Source organism: Pseudomonas sp. Van50, assembly GCF_055390755.1.
In genome coordinates, this window is the sequence record NZ_AP024343.1 from 1,775,190 (window position 1) to 1,794,852 (window position 19,663).

The window sequence follows — 19,663 nt, forward strand, 5'->3', positions numbered from 1 at the left end:
AAAAATGCACTGATTTACCGCCGTTTGTATAAAGAAACTCGGCCTTCGCGCTCGAAACCGTTACCCTATGCAGCTGTTTTTTTGCATTTCTTCGAGGTAGCACCCGTGTTTTCCCAATTCGCCCTGCACGAACGCCTGCTCAAAGCCGTGGCCGAGCTTAAATTTGTCGAGCCAACGCCGGTGCAGGCAGCGGCTATTCCGCTCGCGCTCCAGGGGCGTGACCTGCGGGTGACGGCGCAGACCGGCAGCGGCAAGACCGCCGCGTTCGTGCTGCCGATCCTCAACCGCCTGATCGGCCCGGCCAAGGTCCGCGTCAGCATCAAGACTCTGATCCTGCTGCCGACCCGCGAACTGGCCCAGCAGACCTTGAAGGAAGTGGAGCGTTTCTCGCAATTCACCTTCATCAAGTCCGGCCTGATCACCGGCGGCGAAGATTTCAAGGTCCAGGCTGCGATGCTGCGCAAGGTGCCGGACATCCTGATCGGCACGCCGGGGCGGATGATCGAGCAGTTGAACGCTGGCAACCTCGACCTTAAGGAAGTCGAAGTGCTGGTGCTGGACGAGGCCGACCGCATGCTCGACATGGGCTTTGCCGAAGACGTGCAGCGCCTGGTGGACGAATGCGTCAATCGCCAGCAGACCATGCTGTTCTCCGCCACCACCGGCGGTTCGGGCTTGCGCGAGATGATCGCCAAGGTGCTGAACAACCCCGAGCACTTGCAGCTCAACGCGGTCAGCCAGCTGAACTCCACCACCCGCCAGCAGATCATCACCGCCGACCACAACCAGCACAAAGAACAGATCGTCAACTGGTTGCTGGCCAACGAGACTTACGAAAAAGCCATCGTGTTCACCAACACCCGGGCCATGGCCGACCGCATCTACGGTCGCCTGGTGGCCCAGGAATACAAGGCGTTCGTGCTGCACGGCGAGAAAGACCAGAAGGACCGCAAGCTGGCCATCGACCGCCTCAAGCAGGGCGGCGTGAAAATCCTCGTCGCCACCGACGTCGCTGCCCGCGGCCTGGACGTGGATGGCCTGGACATGGTCATCAACTTCGACATGCCTCGCAGCGGCGACGAGTACGTGCACCGCATCGGTCGCACCGGCCGCGCCGGTAACGATGGCCTGGCGATCTCGCTGATCTGCCACGGCGACTGGAACCTGATGTCGAGCATCGAGCGCTACCTCAAGCAGAGCTTCGAGCGCCGCACCATCAAGGAAGTCAAAGGCACCTACGGCGGACCGAAAAAGGTCAAGGCCTCGGGCAAGGCCGTTGGCGTGAAGAAGAAAAAGGTCGACGCCAAGGGCGACAAGAAGAAAACCGGCGCCAAGGCCCCGACCAAGCGCAAGACCGCCAACCGCCCGAAGACCGACGCCCCGTCGCTGGTCAGCAAGGACGGCATGGCCCCGCTCAAGCGCCGCAAGCCGGAAGCGCCTGCGGCTGAGTGAAGCCGCGGTAGTGCTTCATGAAAAACCGGACCTTGGGTCCGGTTTTTTTATGGGTGAAACTAAAATCCAAGCTTGGCGCAGACCCCTGTGGCGAGGGGGATTTGTGGGAGCAAAGCTTGCTCGCGACACAGACGCCTCGATTTCTGAAAGACCGCATCGCCTTCATCGCGGGCAAGCCTTGCTCCCACGAATGTACCCTCGCCACAAAAGCAGGCTGTGCTCGGCTGTGGCTAATCACCCAGCCTTCTTCTCTGCTTGCTTCAACTCTTGCAGACGCTTATCGATCAACTGGCACTTATCCGGCACATCCTTGCTGGCGGTCTCCAGGTCCATGGCCTGCAACTCATCATTGATTTCCTTGGCCTTGGCCGGGTTCTGTTCGGTGAGCTTGGTCACTTCCTGCGCCAGTTGTTCACGCTTGGCGGTCGCTTCCTCTGGCGTGCAAGTGGCCCAGGCGGGCAGGGCGCAGGCCAGGGCGGTGGCGAGGGTCAGTTTCAGGAAAGTCTTCATGGGGTGGGCCTCGTATTCCTTATTGGGCAGGTAATGGGTTGAGGCCGGCGTTGGTCGGAAAGTTCATTTGCTAGAGGCTGTGAGGGCCTGTGTGTTCGTTTCGTAGGAGATTTCCAGCCCCGTACCGGATCTTTCATACCGGCGCACGAGAGGGGTCTGATTTCAGACGAACGGATCCAATAGTCGCCTCAAAACTCAGGCAAATAGTTGACGTCAAAATGATGGCTAACTAATATCGCGCCACTATTTTGATGTCACTTTTCACTCGAGGGATCGAACATGTCCTCACCCGTCTTTTGGGCGAGGTTGTGCGTGGCTTTGCTGTGCCTTTCTCCGCTGACCCTGGCTCACGCCGCCCCCACTCCAGGCGACACGGACCTGATCCGCGAGCGCCAGAACCGTTTGCTCGAAGAGCAGCGTCGTCGCCTGGAGGAACTCAAGGACCTGCCCGGCCAGGAGGCGAAGCCGGCCCAGCCGACCGCATCTGTCGATACCCGTTGCTTCCCCATCAAGACCATCGAACTCAAAGGCGCCAACAGTCTTTCCACCAGCGAGCGTGAGCATCTGCTCAAGCCCTACATCGGCCAATGCCTGGGTGTGCCGCAGCTTAACGAACTGCTCAAAGTCATCACCGACCACTACATCGAAAAGGGGCTGGTCACCAGCCGTGCTTATCTGCCGCAGCAGGACCTGTCCGGTGGAAATCTGAGCGTGCTGGTGGTGGAAGGGCGACTCGAAGGCCTGAAGGGGGCCGAGAACAGCAAGCTATCGGAGCGTGAACTGGCGATGGCGTTTCCCGGCAAGGCCGGTGACCTGGTCAACCTGCGGGAGATCGAGCAGATGGTGGATCAGCTCAATCGCCTGCCGTCGAACCAGGCCAAAATGGAGCTGACCCCCGGCCAGGAAGTCGGTGGCAGTGAAGTAAATGTCACCAACGAGCCGAAAAAGCCCTGGCGCGCCGGTCTGTCGCGCAGCAACGACGGTCAGCGCAGCACCGGCGAGCAGCAGTGGGGCAGCAGTTTCGAGTGGGACAGCCCGCTGGGCCTGGCCGACCAGTTGATGTTGCGCGGCGGTCACGATGGGATGACCGACCACCAGCACACCTCCAACAACGCCATGCTTTATTACAACCTGCCCTGGGGTTGGTGGAACGTCAGCTACACCTACAGCCAGAGCGAATACCGCTCGCAGATCCCGGCCAACGGTTTCAACTTCAAACAGACCGGCGACAGCCAGAACCATCAGTTGCGGGTCGAGCGGGTGATCCATCGCGATGCGCTGAGCAAGACTTCCCTCAACACCGGCCTTTCGTACCTGCGTACCAACAACTTCATCGAAGGCAGCAAGCTTCGCGAGAGCAGCAATCGCATCAGCGAGGCGCAGTTCGGGATCAACCACGGACGGCGAGTCGGCAGTGCTTTCGTCAACCTCGACCTGGGCATGCAGGAGGGCATCGGTGCCTTGGACGCCCAGGGCGATCACGACCCGGGCCCTGGCGTACCGGATGCGCGCTATCGCAAGTACACCGCCACCGCCAGCTACCTGCAGCCTTTCAAGTTGTGGGACGAGTCCTTCAGCTTCAGCAGCCTGATGACCGGCCAGCGCAGCGAAGACGTGCTGTTCAGCCCGCAGCGCATGAGCCTGGGCGGGCAATCATCGATCCGTGGCTACAAGGACCAATCACTGTCCGGCGACAGCGGCGGCTACTGGCGCAACGACCTGCGCTGGAGCCGCCCGGTAGCGCTGGAGTGGCTGCGCCCGGTGTTCGCCGAATACGGCACCAGCCTCGGCTATGACCAGGGCGTGATTCGCGGCGACCGCTACAACGGCGGCCAGCACGGGCGCATGTCGAGCAACTCGCTGGAGCTGTTCGCCCGTGGTGAGCACCTGAGCGCCAGCGTCACCTTCGCCCACTCCCTGGAACGCCCGGATGCCCTCACCGAGCGCGAAGCGCCGATCTACTTCCGCATGGACGTACTCCTCTAAATTTTGCTGCAACGAGACCTGAACATGGACGACCGCCAACACGCCTTCCTGGCCCGCCAACCTTCCGCAGCCCTGCAAGCCCGTGACCGCTTCTGGGGCATGCCCAAGCGTGGCCTGGCGTTCCTGTTGGCCAACGTCATGTTTTGGCAGCCGATGTGGGCCCAGGCCGATGGCATCGTCGTCAGCGCCCCGGGCACCGGCCTGGACCGGGCGGGCAACGGCGTGCCCATCGTCAATATCGCCAAGCCCAACGGCAATGGCCTGTCGCACAACCAGTTCACGGACTACAACGTCGGCAGCAACGGCGTGATCCTCAACAACGCCACCGCCCGCACCCAGTCCACGCAACTGGGCGGGATCATTATCGGCAACCCGAACCTCAACGGCACGGCCGCCACCACCATCCTCAATGAAGTCAACGGCGGCAACCCCAGCCAGTTGCGCGGCTACACCGAAGTGGCCGGGCAATCGGCCCGCGTGATCGTGGCCAACCCCTACGGCATTACCTGCAACGGCTGCGGCTTCATCAATACCCCAAAGGCGACCCTGACCACTGGCAAGCCAATCATCGAGAACGGCCAGGTGAGCCGCTATCAGGTCGATCAGGGCAGTGTCGCCATCGAAGGCGCGGGCCTCAACGCCAACAACGTCGACAGTTTCGAAATCATCACTCGCAGCGCCAAGATCAACGCTGAGATCCAGGCGAAAAACCTGACGATTGTTGCCGGCCGCAATGATGTCGACGCTGACACTTTGAGCGCTACAGCCCGCGCCAACGACGGCAGCGCCAAGCCGCAGTTGGCGATCGACTCCTCGGCTCTGGGCGGGATGTACGCCGGCGCGATCAAGCTGGTGGGCACCGAGGCCGGTGTCGGGGTGAAGCTGGACGGGCAGTTGATTGCCAGTGGCGGGGATATTCAGTTGGATGCCAACGGCCACCTGAGCCTGGCGCAGACCTCGGCCACCGGCGCGGTCAACGTCAAAGCCGCGAGCCTTGATGCCCAAGGACCGGTTTACGCCGGCACCACATTGAAGGCCCAGACCCAGGGCAACCTGAGCAACCAGCAGAGTCTTGCGGCGCGGGACAGCATCACCCTGAGCGCGGGTGGGCAACTGACCAACAACGGCATTATTGAGGCCGGGGTCAATGCGAATAACACCCGTAATGCGGCGGGGGATGTGAGCCTGGAGGCGCAGAGTCTGAGTAACAACGGTAAGAGCGTCGTTGCCAGCCGTAACCTCACAGTCGACGTTGCGCAGACGCTGAGCAACAAGGGTGGGACGCTGAGCGCCGGGCAGACCACCACGGTCAACGCCGCGACCCTGGACAATCAAAGTAAAGGACGGGTGCTCAGCAGCAATACGCTGAACGTCACCGCCAACACGCTGCTCAACACCCAGGGCACGGTCAGCAGCAACGGCAACCTGACGGCCAATGTCAGGCAGTTGAATAACAACGGTGGCGAATTCACCGGCTTGAGCGGCGTTACGTTGCGCGTTGCTTCGCTGGACAACGTAGCGGGTCTGGTCGCGGCAGGGCAGGGGTTGGATATCAACGCCAGCGGCCAAGTGAACAACCGCAGCGGCCGGCTCACTTCAAGCAAGAGCGTACAGCTCAGCGCTGCGTCGCTGGATAACACCGCAGGCCGTTTGCTCAGTGACGGTGCGCTCACCGCCCGCATTTCGGCGCAATTGCTGAATCAGGCGGGATTGCTGTCCTCGGCCGGACTGCTGACCCTCAACGCGGCGAGCCTGGACAACCGTCAGAGCGGCGTTGTCACCACAACCCAGGCCGCCAGCCTCAATGTAGGCAAGTTGGATAACCGCGGCGGTGAGCTGTCGAGCCAGGGTGTCCTGGCGCTGGCCGGCACCGAGCTGGACAACAGCAACAGCGGCAAAGTAATTGCCTACGGTGATCTGCGCCTGACGCTCGAACGCCTGACCAACCAAAGCCTCGGATTGATCTCGACCCGAGGCGTCCTGGCGGTCAACGCCGGCCAACTCGACAACCGCCAGGGGTCGCTGTATGCCCAGCGAGGGATGAACCTGGACCTGCGCGGGCAACTGCTCAACGCCCAAGGCAGCCTCAAAAGTGACGCCACCGCCAGTGTCAAAGCCGCCGGGATCACTAACGATGCGGGCCAACTGACCAGCATCGGTGCGTTGAGCATCGACAGCGCCGCGACCCTGAACAACCTGGGTGGCAGCCTGATCAGCGGTGACACGCTGTTGCTGAAGGCCGGTCAGGTGAACAACACCTCCGGTCGCATCGCCAGTGCCAAGGCCCTGAATGCCAGCGTCACCGGGCTGGAGCAACAGAATGGCCAATTGGTCAGCAACACCAGCCTTTCCCTCGACCTCAACCATGGGCAATTGAACAACCAGGGCGGGCTGATCAGCACCCCCGGCGCGCTGCTGTTGAACAACCTCGCCGCCGTGAACAACCGCGAGGGTGAGATCTCCAGCGACAAAGCCTTCAGCCTGAATGCAAACAGCCTGGACAACAGCGCTGGCAAGGTCGTCAGCAAGCAGGGCCTCAACCTGACCATCGCCCAGGCGTTGAACAACGCCCAAGGATTGGTCTCGGCCAATGGCCTTGCCGTGCGCGCCGCCAGCCTGGACAACAGCAGCGGCACCTTGAGCAGCGACGCCGACCTGAGCGTGAACGTCGACGCAACGTTGACCAACCTGGAAGGCGAAATTTCCAGCGCCGGCCTGACCCGGCTCAACGCGATGACCCTGAACAACCGCAACGGTCAGGTACTGGGCGATAACGCCTTGAACATCAGCCTTGGCGGCGCGCTGGACAACCGCGATGGCGTGCTCGGTTCGGGCAAGGTCGTGGACATCCAGGCCGCGAGCCTGAACAACGGCAACGCCGGTCAGGTGATCAGCGACGGCAGCCTGAGCGCACGCATCAGCGGCCTGCTGGACAACCAGAGCCAGGGCGAAGTGATCGCCAAGGGCGCACTTGACCTGCAAACCGGTAGCCTCGACAACCGTGGCGGTCGTCTCACCGGGGTCGACCTGCTGACCGTGCGCAGCGATTCCCTCGACAACCGTGGCGGCAACATCCGCGCCGACAAAGCGTTGCAACTGACGGTCGCGCAACTGGACAACCGCAGCAACGGGATCATCACCGGCAAGGCCGGCGTCGGTGTCGAAGTCACGCGGCTGGACAACCGCGGTGGTCTGCTGAGCAGCGTCGGCCCGCTGAACTTGAAAGCCAATGAGGTGCAAAACGCCCTTGGCCGTATCTCCAGCCAAACCGACCTCACCGCGCTGATCGATACCTTGCAACAGCAGGGCGGCGCGCTGGTCTCACAAGGCAACCTGAGCCTGACCGGCAGCGTTCTGGATAACCGCAACGGTGGCTTGGTCGGCACCACAAAAGCGCTGGATTTGCAGGTTGGGCAGATCGATAACCGGGCGGGCGAACTGTCCGCAGGGCTGGACGTCCAGGTCGGCGGTCAACGGCTGCAGAACAGCGACGGCGGCAAACTGATTGCCGGCAGCGCGCTTGAATTGAAAGTTGCGCAACTGATCAACCAGACCAAGGGCCTGATCCAGGCCCAAGGCCGCCTCATGCTCACGGGCAATACGCTGGACAACAGCGGTGGCGCACTCAGTAGCCTGAGTGCTTTGGTGATCACACTCGACAACGCATTGTTGAATAACACAGGCCTGATCAGCAGCGAAGGTGAACTGACCGTCAACGCCGGCAGCCTCGATAACGCCGCTGGCAGTCTGGGCAGCGCCGGCGCGTTGTCCATCGTCAGCCAGGGCGGGCTGATCAACCAGGGCGGCTCCATCAGCACCGACGCCGGGCTGAGCCTCAAAAGCGCCAGCCTGGACAATAGCCAGAAAGGCCTGATCTCGAGCAGCGCCGCCACTGAGGTTCGCACTGGCGCTTTCAATAACAGTCAAGGCGGTCGCCTGACCTCGGGCAACACCCTCAAGCTCACCGCCGCTCAGGTGAACAACGCCGCCGGCCGTATCGCCAGCAGCCAGGCTCTGACTGCATCGGTCACCGGGCTGGATCAACAGCAAGGGGAGTTGTTCAGCAACACCAGCGTCAGCCTGGACATGAACCAGGGCCAGTTGAACAACCAGGGCGGCCTGATCAACGCCCCGGGCCTGTTGCTGCTGAGCAACCTCAAGGACGTCAACAATCAGGGCGGTGAAATTTCCAGCCGGCTAGCATTCACCCTGGCGGCGCGGAATCTCGATAACAGCGGCGGCAAACTGCTCAGCAATCAAGGCCTGGTCCTGAGGACAGCCCAGGCCCTGAACAATGCCAAAGGGATCATCTCGGCCGCGTCCGTGGACAGCCACAGCGCCAGCCTGGATAACAGCGATGGCTTGATCAGCAGTCTCGATCAGCTCGATTTGAACGTAGATACGCTGCTCGACAACCAGCGCGGTTCGCTGATCGCCGACGGCGCGCTGACGTTGAACGCTGACCGCCTGGACAACCGTGCCGCCAACATCGCCGGCAAAGCCGGGCTCAACGCTACCGTCACCGCGCTGGATAATCGTCAAGGTACGCTGGTCAGCACCACGGACCTGACGTTGCAAGCGTCGAGCCTGGACAACCGCCAGGCCGGTTTGATCGGTGCTACAAAAGCGCTGGATATCAACGTTGACGACCTCGACAACCGCGGCGGCGAGCTGAGCGGTAACACCAGCGTCGCACTGGTGAGCAAAAACCTCGACAACAGCGACAGCGGCCAGGTATTCGCTGGGCAGGCGCTGAAGCTCACCGTGGACAAGCTGCTCAACCGGACCAAGGGCTTGCTCAGTGCCAAGACGCAATTGAGCCTTGAGGGCGGTTCGCTGGACAACAGCGGCGGCTATCTGGTCAGCCAGCAGAACCAGCGCATCGACCTCAGTGGCGACCTGATCAACACCCAGGGTCAAATCAGCAGCGAAGGCACCCTGGACGTCAGCGCCGCCAACCTGACCAACACCGACGGCAGCCTGTCCAGCGCCGCCAACCTCACCGTTAAAAGCCTGGGCCGCCTCGATAACCAAGGCGGCGAACTGGTGACCGACGGCGCGTTGCTGCTCACCAGCACGGCGCTGGACAACCGTCAGCAGGGCAGTATCAGCGGCAAAGGCGCGGTGAACGTCTCTACCGGCGCGTTCAACAACAGCCAGAACGGACGCCTGAACAGCGGCAGCACGCTGAACCTCAATGCGGCCCAGGTCACCAACCAGGACGGCGGCCGCATCGGCAGCCAGGGCGCACTGACTGCCTCGGTTTCCGGCCTGGATCAACAGGGCGGCCAGCTGTTCAGCAACACCTCGCTGAGCCTGGACATGAACAACGGCCAGCTCAACAACCAGAACGGCCTGATCAACGCCCCTGGTACGTTGCTGCTGAAAAACCTCCTCGGCGTGAACAACCAGGGCGGTGAAATCTCCAGCGCCCAAGCCTTCACCCTGGCGGCACAAAACCTCAACAACGATGGCGGCCGGCTGCTCAGCAACCAGGGCCTGACCCTGCGCATCGCCCAGGCGCTGAACAACGTCAAAGGCATGATCGGCGCGGCCAGCGTCGATGTCCTTGCGCAAAGCCTGAACAACAACGGCGGCACCCTGACCAGCCGTGGCAAGCTCGACCTGACGGTTGGCCAACAATTAGACAACCAGGCCCAAGGCCTGATCAGCGCTGCGCAGTTGCTGACACTCAACAGCGGCAATTTGAACAACCAGGGTGGCAGCGTGCTGGCGGGCGGTGCATTGGTCCTCAACGCCATGGCCCTGAACAACAGCGCCAACGGCCTGATCAATGCCCAATCCAGACTCACCCTCGGCGCCGATTCGCTGGACTCCAGCGACGGCGGCGAAGTGTCGGCCAAAGGCGATCTGAACCTGACCCTGGCCGCGCTCAGCCAAAACGGTGGACGTCTATTGGGTGAACAAGCCGTGACGCTGAACCTCGGCGGTCATGACCTGAACAATCGCAACGGCCTGATCACCGCCAAAGGTTTGCTGACCGTCAACGGCCTGCGCAACCTTGATAACCAGGGTGGCGAAATCTCCAGCAGCCAGAGCTTCAACCTCAGCGGCCAGACGATCGATAACAGCGGCGGCAAGCTGATCAGCAGTCAGAACCTGAGCCTTGATGGCGATAGCCTGGTCAACCAGAACGGCTTGATCTCTGGATGGCAAGGGCTGCAGGTCAACGGCTCCAATCTCGACAACCGCAACAACGGCACGCTTTCCAGCCGCAATGGAGACGTCGGCGTCACCCTCAGCGGGGCACTGCTCAACAGCGCTGCCGGTGCTCTGGTCGGCCAGAAAAAACTCACTGTCAGCGCCACCAGCCTGGATAACCGGGGCGGGATTCTGTCCAGCGGTGGCGACCAGACCCTGACCGTCACTGGCGGTTTGCTGAACAACGCCCAAGGCGGCTTGATCGACAGCGGCGCCATTCTGGTCATGAACGCCATGACCCTGGGCAACGTCGGCGGTACTGTCAACGCACAAAAAGCCTTGAACTTCACCGGTACCTCCCTGGACAACAGCGGCGGCAACCTGATCGGTAATGCCGCCGTGACCCTGGACCTGCTCGGTGCCCTGACCAACATCAGTGGCAAGATCGCCAGCGTCGGCCCGCTGCGGGTCGAGCGCGCCACGCAGATCAACAATCAGGGCGGCCAGATCGCCAGCCAAGGCCTGTTGACCTTGCTCACCAGTGGCTTGGACAACCGCAATCGCGGCACCGTCGCGGCCAATGATTTGTTGGTCCTGAATACCTCCGGCGCCGTCCAGAATGATGCCGATGGCTTGATCTACAGCCAGAACGGCGGCGTGGAAATCGACGCGGCCAGCCTTACCAACGGCAAGGGTGTGGTGCAAAGCCAAGGAGGGTTGAAACTCACTGTCGATACGGACATCGATAACCAGAGCGGTCGAATCCAAGCCAAGGCCGGCGATGTGAGCGCAACGGGTCGCCATTTCGATAACCGTGGCGGCGTGCTCGCCAGCCTGCAAGGGATGCTCACCACCCAACTGACCGGCGTGCTGAAAAACGGCTACGACCTGAACAACAACCGCCAGGGCGGCATCACCCAGGCCCAGCGCCTGAACCTGACCGCACGCGGCGGCCTCGACAACTACGGCGGGCGCATCTCCGCACAGACCGGCGATGCCACCGTCACCACCGGCAATTTCGACAACCGCAACGGCGGCCTCTATGCCAAAGGCAAGGTCAACGTCAGCGCCAACGATTTCGACAACAGTGGCGACAACGACGGCCAGATCGCCGGCAGCCAGATCGACCTGGACCTCACCGGCGCGTTGAACAACCGCCAGGGGATTATCGAGAGTGACAGCACCCTGGCGATCAAGGCCGCGAGCCTGGATAACCAGACCGGGCAGTTGCGTGCCTTGGGTGGGAGCGGTACGACCAACTTTCAGATTGGCGGCCTGTTCGATAACCGCAATGGCACGCTGGAGACCGCCAACAATGGCCTGATCCTCAACGCCACCAACTTCCAGAACCTGGGCGGCAGTCTGTTGCATGTGGGCAGCGGCGACTTTGATATCTCCACCGCCAACCTCACCAACGCCGGCGGCAGCCTCGTCACCCGTGGCGGGTTGACGCTGACTGCCAAAAACTGGACCAACAGCAGCGTCATCCAGGCCGGGCGACTGACCGTCAATGTGGACAACCTGACACAGACCGGGACTGGGCAGTTGCTGGCTTCTACCAGCCTGGAGGGGAATGGGGAAAATTGGAGTAATGATGGGCTGATTGCCAGTGATGGTTCGATCAGTCTGGTGTTGGGGGGAAGCTACGGAGGCAGCGGACGGATGTCGAGCCTCGGTGGTATCGACCTGACCGCAGCGCAACTGAATTTGGGCGTGACTTCCAGCATCGCTGGCGGTGGCGACACCACGGTAAAGATCGGTGGACAACTGACCAATGCCGGGCGTCTGACCTCCAGCGCAAACCTGACCGTCCAGGCCGGGAACCTCGTCAATTCCGGAACCCTGGGTTCGGCCCGGAACCTCGTACTGAAAACTCCTTCGCTGCTCAATGACCGCGGGTTGGTATTCAGCGGTGCGGACATGACGCTGGGCGTGAGCAATTTCACCAACCAGAGCGGTGATCTCTACGGGTTGGGTAATGTGGTGATCGGTGGCTATGGCGCCGCCGCACGAGCCGCCAGCGTGAACAACGTCTCCGGCTCAATGGAGAGCGGCGGCACATTCACGATCAACGCCGATGGGTTCCAGAACCGTACCGAGGGCGCGGTGGCGTCTGGTGGGCGCAAGCTGATTTCGGGGTTTATCGCCAATATATGTAATGACTGCAAAGGGGACTATTACACCTTCACGCTGGCGGCCCGTGAGGTCTTTGAAAGTGTTGACAACGACACCAGTGCCTCGTCGCTGCTGACGGCCGGCAAGGATTTCGTGTTCCAAGGCAGCAGCTTTCTCAACAGTAAAAGTACGGTGAGCGCTGGCGGCAATATCAACATCGTGGCCGACAACGTACAGAACATCGGCGCGCAGAACGGAACCATCGAGCGCACGCGCATGTATCAAGTCGCAGGTATGAGCGACGGCGGTACCGGGCGGTTTTTCGCTAACGTCCTGACTCCTTACAACCAGCGCAATAATCCTGATTTCCCGTATGTCTATTACCTTGACCTGGACGGGAATATTCACAAGGCCATCCCCAAATCGACTCGCTACAGGGAAGGGGGGCGAGACGGTGAAACGCTTTCCGTGGTGACTCTTACAGATGTCGATACAGGGGCCGCTGTCAAAACACGTGGAGACTACAACCTCGTACTGTCTGGGCTCAGCTACGGTTTCGAGAACACCACGCAATCCCAGTACGACCCGAACAACCTGCTTCAGATGCCAAATCTGGATCAGTACAACCTTCTTAGTGACATCGAAATCGCCAAAGACAGTTCCGGCGCCGCAAGTACAGTCGGCAGCCGTAACGCCGTCATCCAGGCCGGCGGTAACGTCTCGATCACCGCAACCAAAGACCTGCAGAACAGCGTCATCCATGAGGACTACACCGCCAGTGGTGGTACCAATAAAGTGGCGGACACCCAGGCAAGCGGAACCGGCACCACGGTCGTAAGAATCAACAATCAGCTGCCACCTGATCGCGCCCAGCAGCAGGTAAACCCGCTGAGCCTTCCTGGTTTCGCCTTGCCCTCCGGGCAAAACGGTCTGTTCCGCTTGAGCGGCCAAGGTGGTTCGGCTCAACAGGCCACCCAGGCCAGCACCGGCTCGCAAAACTGGAGCATGGGCAGCGCCTCGATCAGCACCCGCCAGCGCCAACAAGACCTGCCTGATGCTCAAGCCCGTGATGTCCAGGTCGGTGCTATCGCGGCGGTGGGCACCAGTGATCGGCAACTGGCTCTGATCACTCGTCAAGCCAACGACAGCAACGTGGGAGCCAGTACGCTTAACGTCAGTGCGCCCGTGGAAGGCAGCCACTCGCTGCCAATGCCAAGTCGCAACAGCGGCGTTGGCATCGGGACTCAAGTGGCCGCCGTGAATGTCACGGGTACCAACCTGCTCCCAACGGCACAGGTCGTCCCACAGGTGGGCAATGCGGTGAATACGCCAGTCGCCAGCCAGGCGGTCGTGCGCGTTCAAGGTGTACCGGAGACTTCCTTCAAGTCCAATCCGCAGAAGTACCTGATCGAGACCAACCCCGTACTCACCGACCTCAAGTCGTTCATGAGCTCGGACTACCTGCTGCAAAACCTCGGCTACGACCCGGACCAAAGTGCCAAACGCCTGGGCGATGGTCTCTACGAACAGCGCTTGATCCAACAAGCGGTCGTTGCCCGCACCGGCCAGCGTTTCATCGACGGCCAGACCAGCGACGAAGGCTTGTTCAAGTACCTGATGAACAACGCCATCGCCAGCAAGCAGGAGCTCGGCCTGTCGGTGGGCGTGACGCTGACTTCGGAACAAGTCGCCGCGCTGACCCACGACATCGTCTGGCTCGAAGAGCACGAAGTGAACGGCGAAAAAGTCCTGGTGCCGGTGTTGTACCTGGCCCAGGCCGAAGGCCGCCTCGGGCCTACCGGTGCGCTGATCGCCGGTAATGACGTGACGCTGATCGCCGGCCAAAACCTCGATAACGTCGGCACCCTGCGCGCCGCCAACAACCTGTCGGCGACCGCAGGCAGCGACCTGGTCAACAGTGGCTTGATCCAGGCCGGTAATCGTCTGGACCTGTTGGCGGTCAACAACATCGCCAACCAGGCCGGTGGGATCCTCGCCGGGCGTGACGTCAGCATCAAGGCGGTGATGGGAGACGTCGTCAACGAACGTACCGTGACCACCGCAAACTACAGCCGGCGACAGGACTTCATGGACAGCGCCGCCCGTATCGAGGCTGCCAATGATCTGGACATGGGCGCCGGGCGCGATATCAAGAGCGTCGGCAGCGTCATGGTCAGTGGGCGTGACACCACGATCGATGCCGGTCGGGACGCGATCATTGTCTCAGCCCAACAGGAAAGTGCCAGCAACAATGGTGTCCGCAAAAGCGCGGTGACGCAGTTCGGCTCCAGCGCCCAGGCAGGCCGTGACTTGGTCGTGAACGCTGGCCGGGATCTCAACGTCATCGCCAGCCAACTCGGGGCCGAGCGCAACGTCGCACTGACCGCCGGGGAGAATATGACCATCTCCTCCGCGGCCGACGAAACCCACTCTTATTCCAAAACGAAAAAAGTCACCATCCAGGAAGATCACGTCAAACAGATCGGCAGCGCCATCACCGCTGGCGGTGACGTGACGATGGGGGCCGGAAAAGACATGGCCATCATTTCCAGCCGCATCAGCGCCGGGGACGAGGCTTATCTGGTGGCGGGTGAGAATCTCGACGTGCTGGCGGCGCAGGACAGTGACTATTCGCTGTACGACAAGAAGAAAAAAGGTAGCTGGGGGAAAAAGCAGACCAAGCGTGATGAAGTGACGAAGGTCACGAACGTGGGGAGTGAAATCACTGCGGGGGGCGATTTGACGTTGGTTAGTGGGGATGACCAGCGGTATCAGGCTGCGAAGTTGAACAGTGGGAATGACCTGACAGTACAAAGTGGTGGTTCGATCACTTTCGAAGGTGTGAAGGACCTGAGTCAGGAAAGTCATACGAAGAGCAGTTCCAGCATGGCCTGGAATTCCATGAAGGGCAAAGGCCACACGGACGAGACCTTGCGCCAGAGCCAGTTGGTGGCTAAGGGCGAATTAGTCATCAAAGCGGTCGATGGCTTGAATATTGATATCAAGCGCATTGATCAGAAAACCGTCAGCCAAACCATTGATGCAATGGTAAAGGCCGACCCTGAACTGGCTTGGTTGAAGGAGGCTGAAAAGCGGGGCGATGTTGATTGGCGTCGGGTGGAAGAAATTCACCAAAGCTTCAAGTATTCAAACTCGGGCCTTGGTGTCGCCGCTCAAATGGTCTTGGCAATCGCGCTGGCGGTGGTCACGGGTGGAGCTGGCGCAGGCCTGATTGGGGCCGCCGGAGGGACCTTCTCGGCAGGTTTCGCCAATGCTGTTCTGATCGCCGTGGAAACCAACGCAGTGAACAGCGCCATTAGCAACAAAGGTGATTTGGGCGCAGTTCTAAAAGACACCACCAGCAGCGAAAGCCTCAAAGGCTATGTGGTTTCAGGGATGCTGGGGGGCATTGGAAACAGCCTCGGCTACGATCCGACCAAGTTAGGATTCAACTGGGATAGTGCAGGGCAAGTTGTCCTGAAGACAGGGGCGGACACCTTGGTCCAAACCGCCATCCAAGGTGGCAGTCTGGGCGATAACTTCGTTAACAACCTGTTGGGTGCCGTTATTGATATTGGCGGGGCGGTTGCCGCCAATAAAATTGGCAACCTGAATTTGGCTGAAGGCAGCCCGACCAAAGTCGCCGCCCACGCCTTGGTCGGTGGTTTGAAGTCGATGGCCATGGGCGGTGATTTTAAAACGGGAGCCTTGGCAGGAGGCGCCAACGAAGCGCTCGTACAATACTTGGCGGACTTGGTGCTACCTGAGGGCTATGACCCAAATCGACCGGGAGGCGAGCAGGATAAAGCCAACCTGTTGGCGATGTCGCAGTTGCTTGGTGTGCTCACAGCGGTGGTTTCAGGCAGCGATCCGCGCATCGCGGCAGACATCGCCGCCAACGCCACCCAATACAACTACTTGAATCATTCCGATCTCGAGCGAGCGGCCAACCAGTTGCAGGGGTGCAGTGACAGTAAATGCATAGACGAGGCCTATACCACATACCATAAGTTAAGCGAACAACAGACGCAGGAGGCACTAGTTAGCTGTGCTCAGAACCCAGCAAGCTGTCCGGTTATCTCTAAGCAGGTTGCCGAGGCACAAGCCAAGACTGAACAGCTCCGTGACCAGATGGACTCTGCATCACCCGAAGCCCGTAAGGTCTATGAACTGTTGATTGCGGAAAACAACGAGTTCCAGAACCTGTTGGCAGGGGTGACCACAGAAAATGCGACCCAAGCAGTGGCAGACATTCTTGTTTCGGAATGGGGGGTGAGTCCGGAATATGCTAAGGCTATTGTCGATGGCACTGTGACGCTGGCGGTTGGATTGGCTGCGGGTCGGGCTGGGGGGGAGGGGCAAAAACATCTCCAACTAGCAATTCAACCGCAGGCGACAAAGGCCCTTGTTGCTTTGCAGCCGGGACGATGGTCTCAACGCCACAGGGCGACCGAGCCATCGAGACACTGAAAGTCGGTGACATGGTATGGAGCAAACCGGAAAAAGGCGGCAAGCCTTTTGCGGCAGCGATCCTCGCCACTCATCAGCGTAGCGACCAGCCAATCTACCGCCTCAAGCTCAAAAACGTGCGTAACGATAGAACCGCGCAAGGCGAAACACTGCTGGTTACGCCTAGCCATCCATTTTACGTACCGGCCAAACGGGACTTCATCCCCGTTAGCGACCTGAAGCGTGGTGACCTGTTGCAATCGCTGGCCGACGGCGAGACCGAAAATACGTCATCGGAAGTCGCGTCCCTGGAGCTTTACTTGCCAGTGGGCAAAACGTATAACCTGACGGTCGACATCGGCCACACGTTCTATGTGGGAGAACTCAAGACTTGGGTGCATAACACTGGGCCTTGTAAGCTGCCCGAGAGTGGGGGAGGTGGTGGTGCAGGGAATACTAATGCTCCCAATACGCCGAGGTTCATTGCGGATTCTGCCGGTAACACTATTGATTTAGATTATACCAAGGGACTCAGGGAAACGAATGTGACGGTTACGGGAACGCGTGGTGGTGTACAGTATCCCTTGCAAGGACAAACGCCTAACTCTTACGCCAACTTAGGAAATGGGCATGTTGTTGTCTATGGTCCTGAGGGGCGTGCACTTTATGATGTGTCTAGCTCTCGGATTAAGGTAGTCGAATGGAACCAAGCACCCAATGGAGAATATTTCCCCAAGAAGGGAAGTGACACAAAAGCTTTTGAGGGAAATGTTCCGCAGTCTGTTCTTAATAGCTTAGGGTTGAACTGATGAAGAGTTGTCAGGGTAATATTTCCAAAGATTCGTTGAATCTGTTTGCTTCGGATATTGGTTCCGGGGAATTTTTTTCGTACGTAGGGAACTTGGTTTCATTGGAGCAAGCAATTTCTGTTTTAGGTTTGCTTTCTCCTGATTTTATTGAGTTAGAAGGTCACGTTTTCTGGCTGCCTAACGCTCAGCAATACGACCCGCAAAAATTTCCTTTGAAGGGGTTGGTCGAGACTGAAGCTGGTGTGTTGAAACAAAGTTCATCACGTAGAGACGTTGAACGATACAAAAATATTTTTTCAATAAATCAGTTCTTTTCAAAGTGGGAAGATGCGCCGGGTAGGCCAGTATTTAAGGTCGGTCTGTCGGAGGAGGATTATCGCCTTTGTCATATATTTGCCGAGCAGATCACCAGATATTGGAGGAAGGCGTTATCGGATTGCTTTCCGGAGAAGGTGTTTCAGTTTGAAATTGCTGATGATCTTCTCGATGAATATGGGGTTTGTCTGACATTTTGGCAGGTAACCTCCGAGTAAAAAGTGGCGCAGAAGGGTCCAAAATAGGGACATAAAAGGGGGGCAGATTTATTTACAAAAAAAGGGGACAGATTTATTTTTTGATTTATTGCCACGCTGAAAGCTTCCATGGAGGAGGAGTCAAATATGCCCAGGATGGGACGTATTGTTTTACCGAATTACCCGCATCACGTAGTGCAGCGAGGCCATAACCGGCAGGTGGTGTTTGCGGCGGCAGAGGATTATCAGCGCTATCTCTCTGACCTGCGCGAGCTAAAAGATGCGTTCGGGGTGAAGGTCTACGCCTATTGCTTGATGACGAATCATGTCCATTTGTTGCTAGCTCCTGGGGAGTCAACCGCTGGATTGGGGCAATTAATGAAAGCACTGGCTGCCCGTGCGACACGCTATCGCAATCGATTGGAAGGGCGCTCAGGCACCTTGTGGGAAAGTCGTTACAAATCCAGTGTGGTGCAGTCGGATTCATATTTGCTCGCTTGTAGTCGTTACATTGAATTGAATCCTGTGCGCGCTCGCATGGTCGCCAACGTCGCAGACTATGCATGGTCGAGCTATCGAAGTCGGGTAGATGATGAGTCTGGTGGGGGCTGGTTAGATGCTGATCCATGCTTCATGGCCTTGGGTGATACCTCGATGGAGCGGCGGCTTCGGTATGAAGAGTTTGTACGCCAAGCCATTCCGACTGATCAGCTTCGATTAATCCGCGATGCTTTGCAGCGAGGTCAACTGACGGGTACAAGCCGTTTCGTAGATGAGGTCGAGCGGATTGTGGGTGTGCGGGTAGAGCAGCGAGGGCAGGGGCGGCCGAGGACTGAGCCGGGAAAATAAATCTGTCCCCTTTTCTCTGAAAAGGGATTCAGAAGGTTCCTGGTTTTGGAGAGGTAGATGACTTCTTTGCATCACAATCGGCTAACCTCAACAAAAAACTGGGAACAAAAATTGGTGAGGGTCGCCTGCCCTATGAAACAAGCAGGGCCGGTGTAGAGCAGGCTAAAACGACGGTTAAAGAAACCTTAGAGAACGTTACGTCTGTGAGTCCATTGATCCCCAGCTCAACTGTGCGAGGAAATTATGACCTCATTCATGTGTACAGCTCCAAGACTAATAGCACCGTAAGTCTGCGAGTGTTGCTAGATGGAAAGTACGAGTTTGATACATTGATTCCAGAGAAATCATCTAAATTTTAATGTGGAGGGCGAAAAGCTGTGCTGATCAATGAGGTATTGCGCGATGTCAGATTTCGCTCATTTTTTATGAGTGGAAATTTGGTTTGTGAATTTTTGGTATTGTATTTTAAGTTTTCTAAATCTGGGTGGGTGTCACTAACAATTGGCGAGGGCGTGTCAAGGTTTTTAAAGTTAAATTCAGAACCGGAATTGCTGGAGTTGTCTGAAATAGATGATGAGTTTGCGTACCCGATTAAGTCGTTAAGCGGGTTGGATAAGTATCTAGGATTGAAAATTTTGTCGGTATATGAGTACAGGATTAGTGATGTCGATGAAGGTTGCGTTGGAGTGTATTTGAATTTCGGAGGCTGCGGGCTTAGTGTGATTGAGTCTAATGAGTGTCTGTCAGTTGTAGATGATGTGGTTAAATTTTCTGATAGTAAGATTTCGCTTCGTAAAATGAGAGTTTAGTTGGTGCAAA

7 protein-coding genes are annotated in these 19,663 nt (G+C 58.8%); 6 read left to right on the forward strand and 1 reads right to left on the reverse strand.

All coding sequences use genetic code 11. The features are described from left to right. The first annotated feature begins 105 nt into the window (after window positions 1-105). Window positions 106-1,452: a DEAD/DEAH box helicase gene (locus ACZ5M5_RS07900; protein ID WP_060738709.1), complete on the forward strand. Its 1,347-nt coding sequence runs from the start codon at window positions 106-108 to the stop codon at window positions 1,450-1,452. Window positions 1,453-1,686: 234 nt separating this feature from the next. Here the strand turns inward: ACZ5M5_RS07900 and ACZ5M5_RS07905 are convergent, their stop codons facing one another. Then, window positions 1,687-1,962, reverse strand: a complete 276-nt coding sequence (locus tag ACZ5M5_RS07905) for a hypothetical protein (protein ID WP_464738859.1) — start codon at window positions 1,960-1,962, stop codon at window positions 1,687-1,689. A gap of 279 nt (window positions 1,963-2,241) precedes the next feature. On the opposite strand from ACZ5M5_RS07905, the gene ACZ5M5_RS07910 reads away from it, so the two are divergent. The 5 genes from ACZ5M5_RS07910 (at window position 2,242) to ACZ5M5_RS07930 (ending at window position 18,844) form a co-directional block, all read left to right on the forward strand. After that, complete coding sequence (locus tag ACZ5M5_RS07910) at window positions 2,242-3,948, forward strand: ShlB/FhaC/HecB family hemolysin secretion/activation protein (RefSeq protein ID WP_464738860.1); 1,707 nt, start codon at window positions 2,242-2,244, stop codon at window positions 3,946-3,948. Between the two features lie 24 nt (window positions 3,949-3,972). Continuing rightward, a complete protein-coding gene (locus ACZ5M5_RS07915; protein ID WP_464738861.1) occupies window positions 3,973-16,695 on the forward strand; it encodes a two-partner secretion domain-containing protein in 12,723 nt (4,240 codons plus the stop codon). Beyond that, window positions 16,653-17,483 carry a polymorphic toxin-type HINT domain-containing protein gene (locus ACZ5M5_RS07920; RefSeq protein WP_464738862.1) on the forward strand — a complete coding sequence of 277 codons (831 nt, stop codon included), beginning with the start codon at window positions 16,653-16,655 and terminating at the stop codon, window positions 17,481-17,483. Before ACZ5M5_RS07915 ends, ACZ5M5_RS07920 begins: the two co-directional genes overlap by 43 nt. Next, complete coding sequence (locus ACZ5M5_RS07925; RefSeq protein WP_092177183.1) at window positions 17,483-18,016, forward strand: hypothetical protein; 534 nt, start codon at window positions 17,483-17,485, stop codon at window positions 18,014-18,016. Before ACZ5M5_RS07920 ends, ACZ5M5_RS07925 begins: the two co-directional genes overlap by 1 nt. Window positions 18,017-18,142: 126 nt before the next feature. Then, the gene (locus ACZ5M5_RS07930; RefSeq protein WP_464738863.1) at window positions 18,143-18,844 is read left to right on the forward strand and encodes a transposase; all 702 of its coding nucleotides are present in this window, start codon (window positions 18,143-18,145) and stop codon (window positions 18,842-18,844) included. Window positions 18,845-19,663 lie beyond the last annotated feature (819 nt).

Excerpts from the sequence above, each read along its gene's own strand:
- ACZ5M5_RS07905 (WP_464738859.1), bottom strand. The coding sequence starts at position 1,962 with ATGAAGACTTTCCTGAAACTGACCCTCGCCACCGCCCTGGCCTGCGCC.
- ACZ5M5_RS07910 (WP_464738860.1), top strand. The coding sequence starts at position 2,242 with ATGTCCTCACCCGTCTTTTGGGCGAGGTTGTGCGTGGCTTTGCTGTGC.
- ACZ5M5_RS07915 (WP_464738861.1), top strand. The coding sequence starts at position 3,973 with ATGGACGACCGCCAACACGCCTTCCTGGCCCGCCAACCTTCCGCAGCC.
- ACZ5M5_RS07920 (WP_464738862.1), top strand. The coding sequence starts at position 16,653 with ATGGTCTCAACGCCACAGGGCGACCGAGCCATCGAGACACTGAAAGTC.
- ACZ5M5_RS07925 (WP_092177183.1), top strand. The coding sequence starts at position 17,483 with ATGAAGAGTTGTCAGGGTAATATTTCCAAAGATTCGTTGAATCTGTTT.
- ACZ5M5_RS07930 (WP_464738863.1), top strand. The coding sequence starts at position 18,143 with ATGCCCAGGATGGGACGTATTGTTTTACCGAATTACCCGCATCACGTA.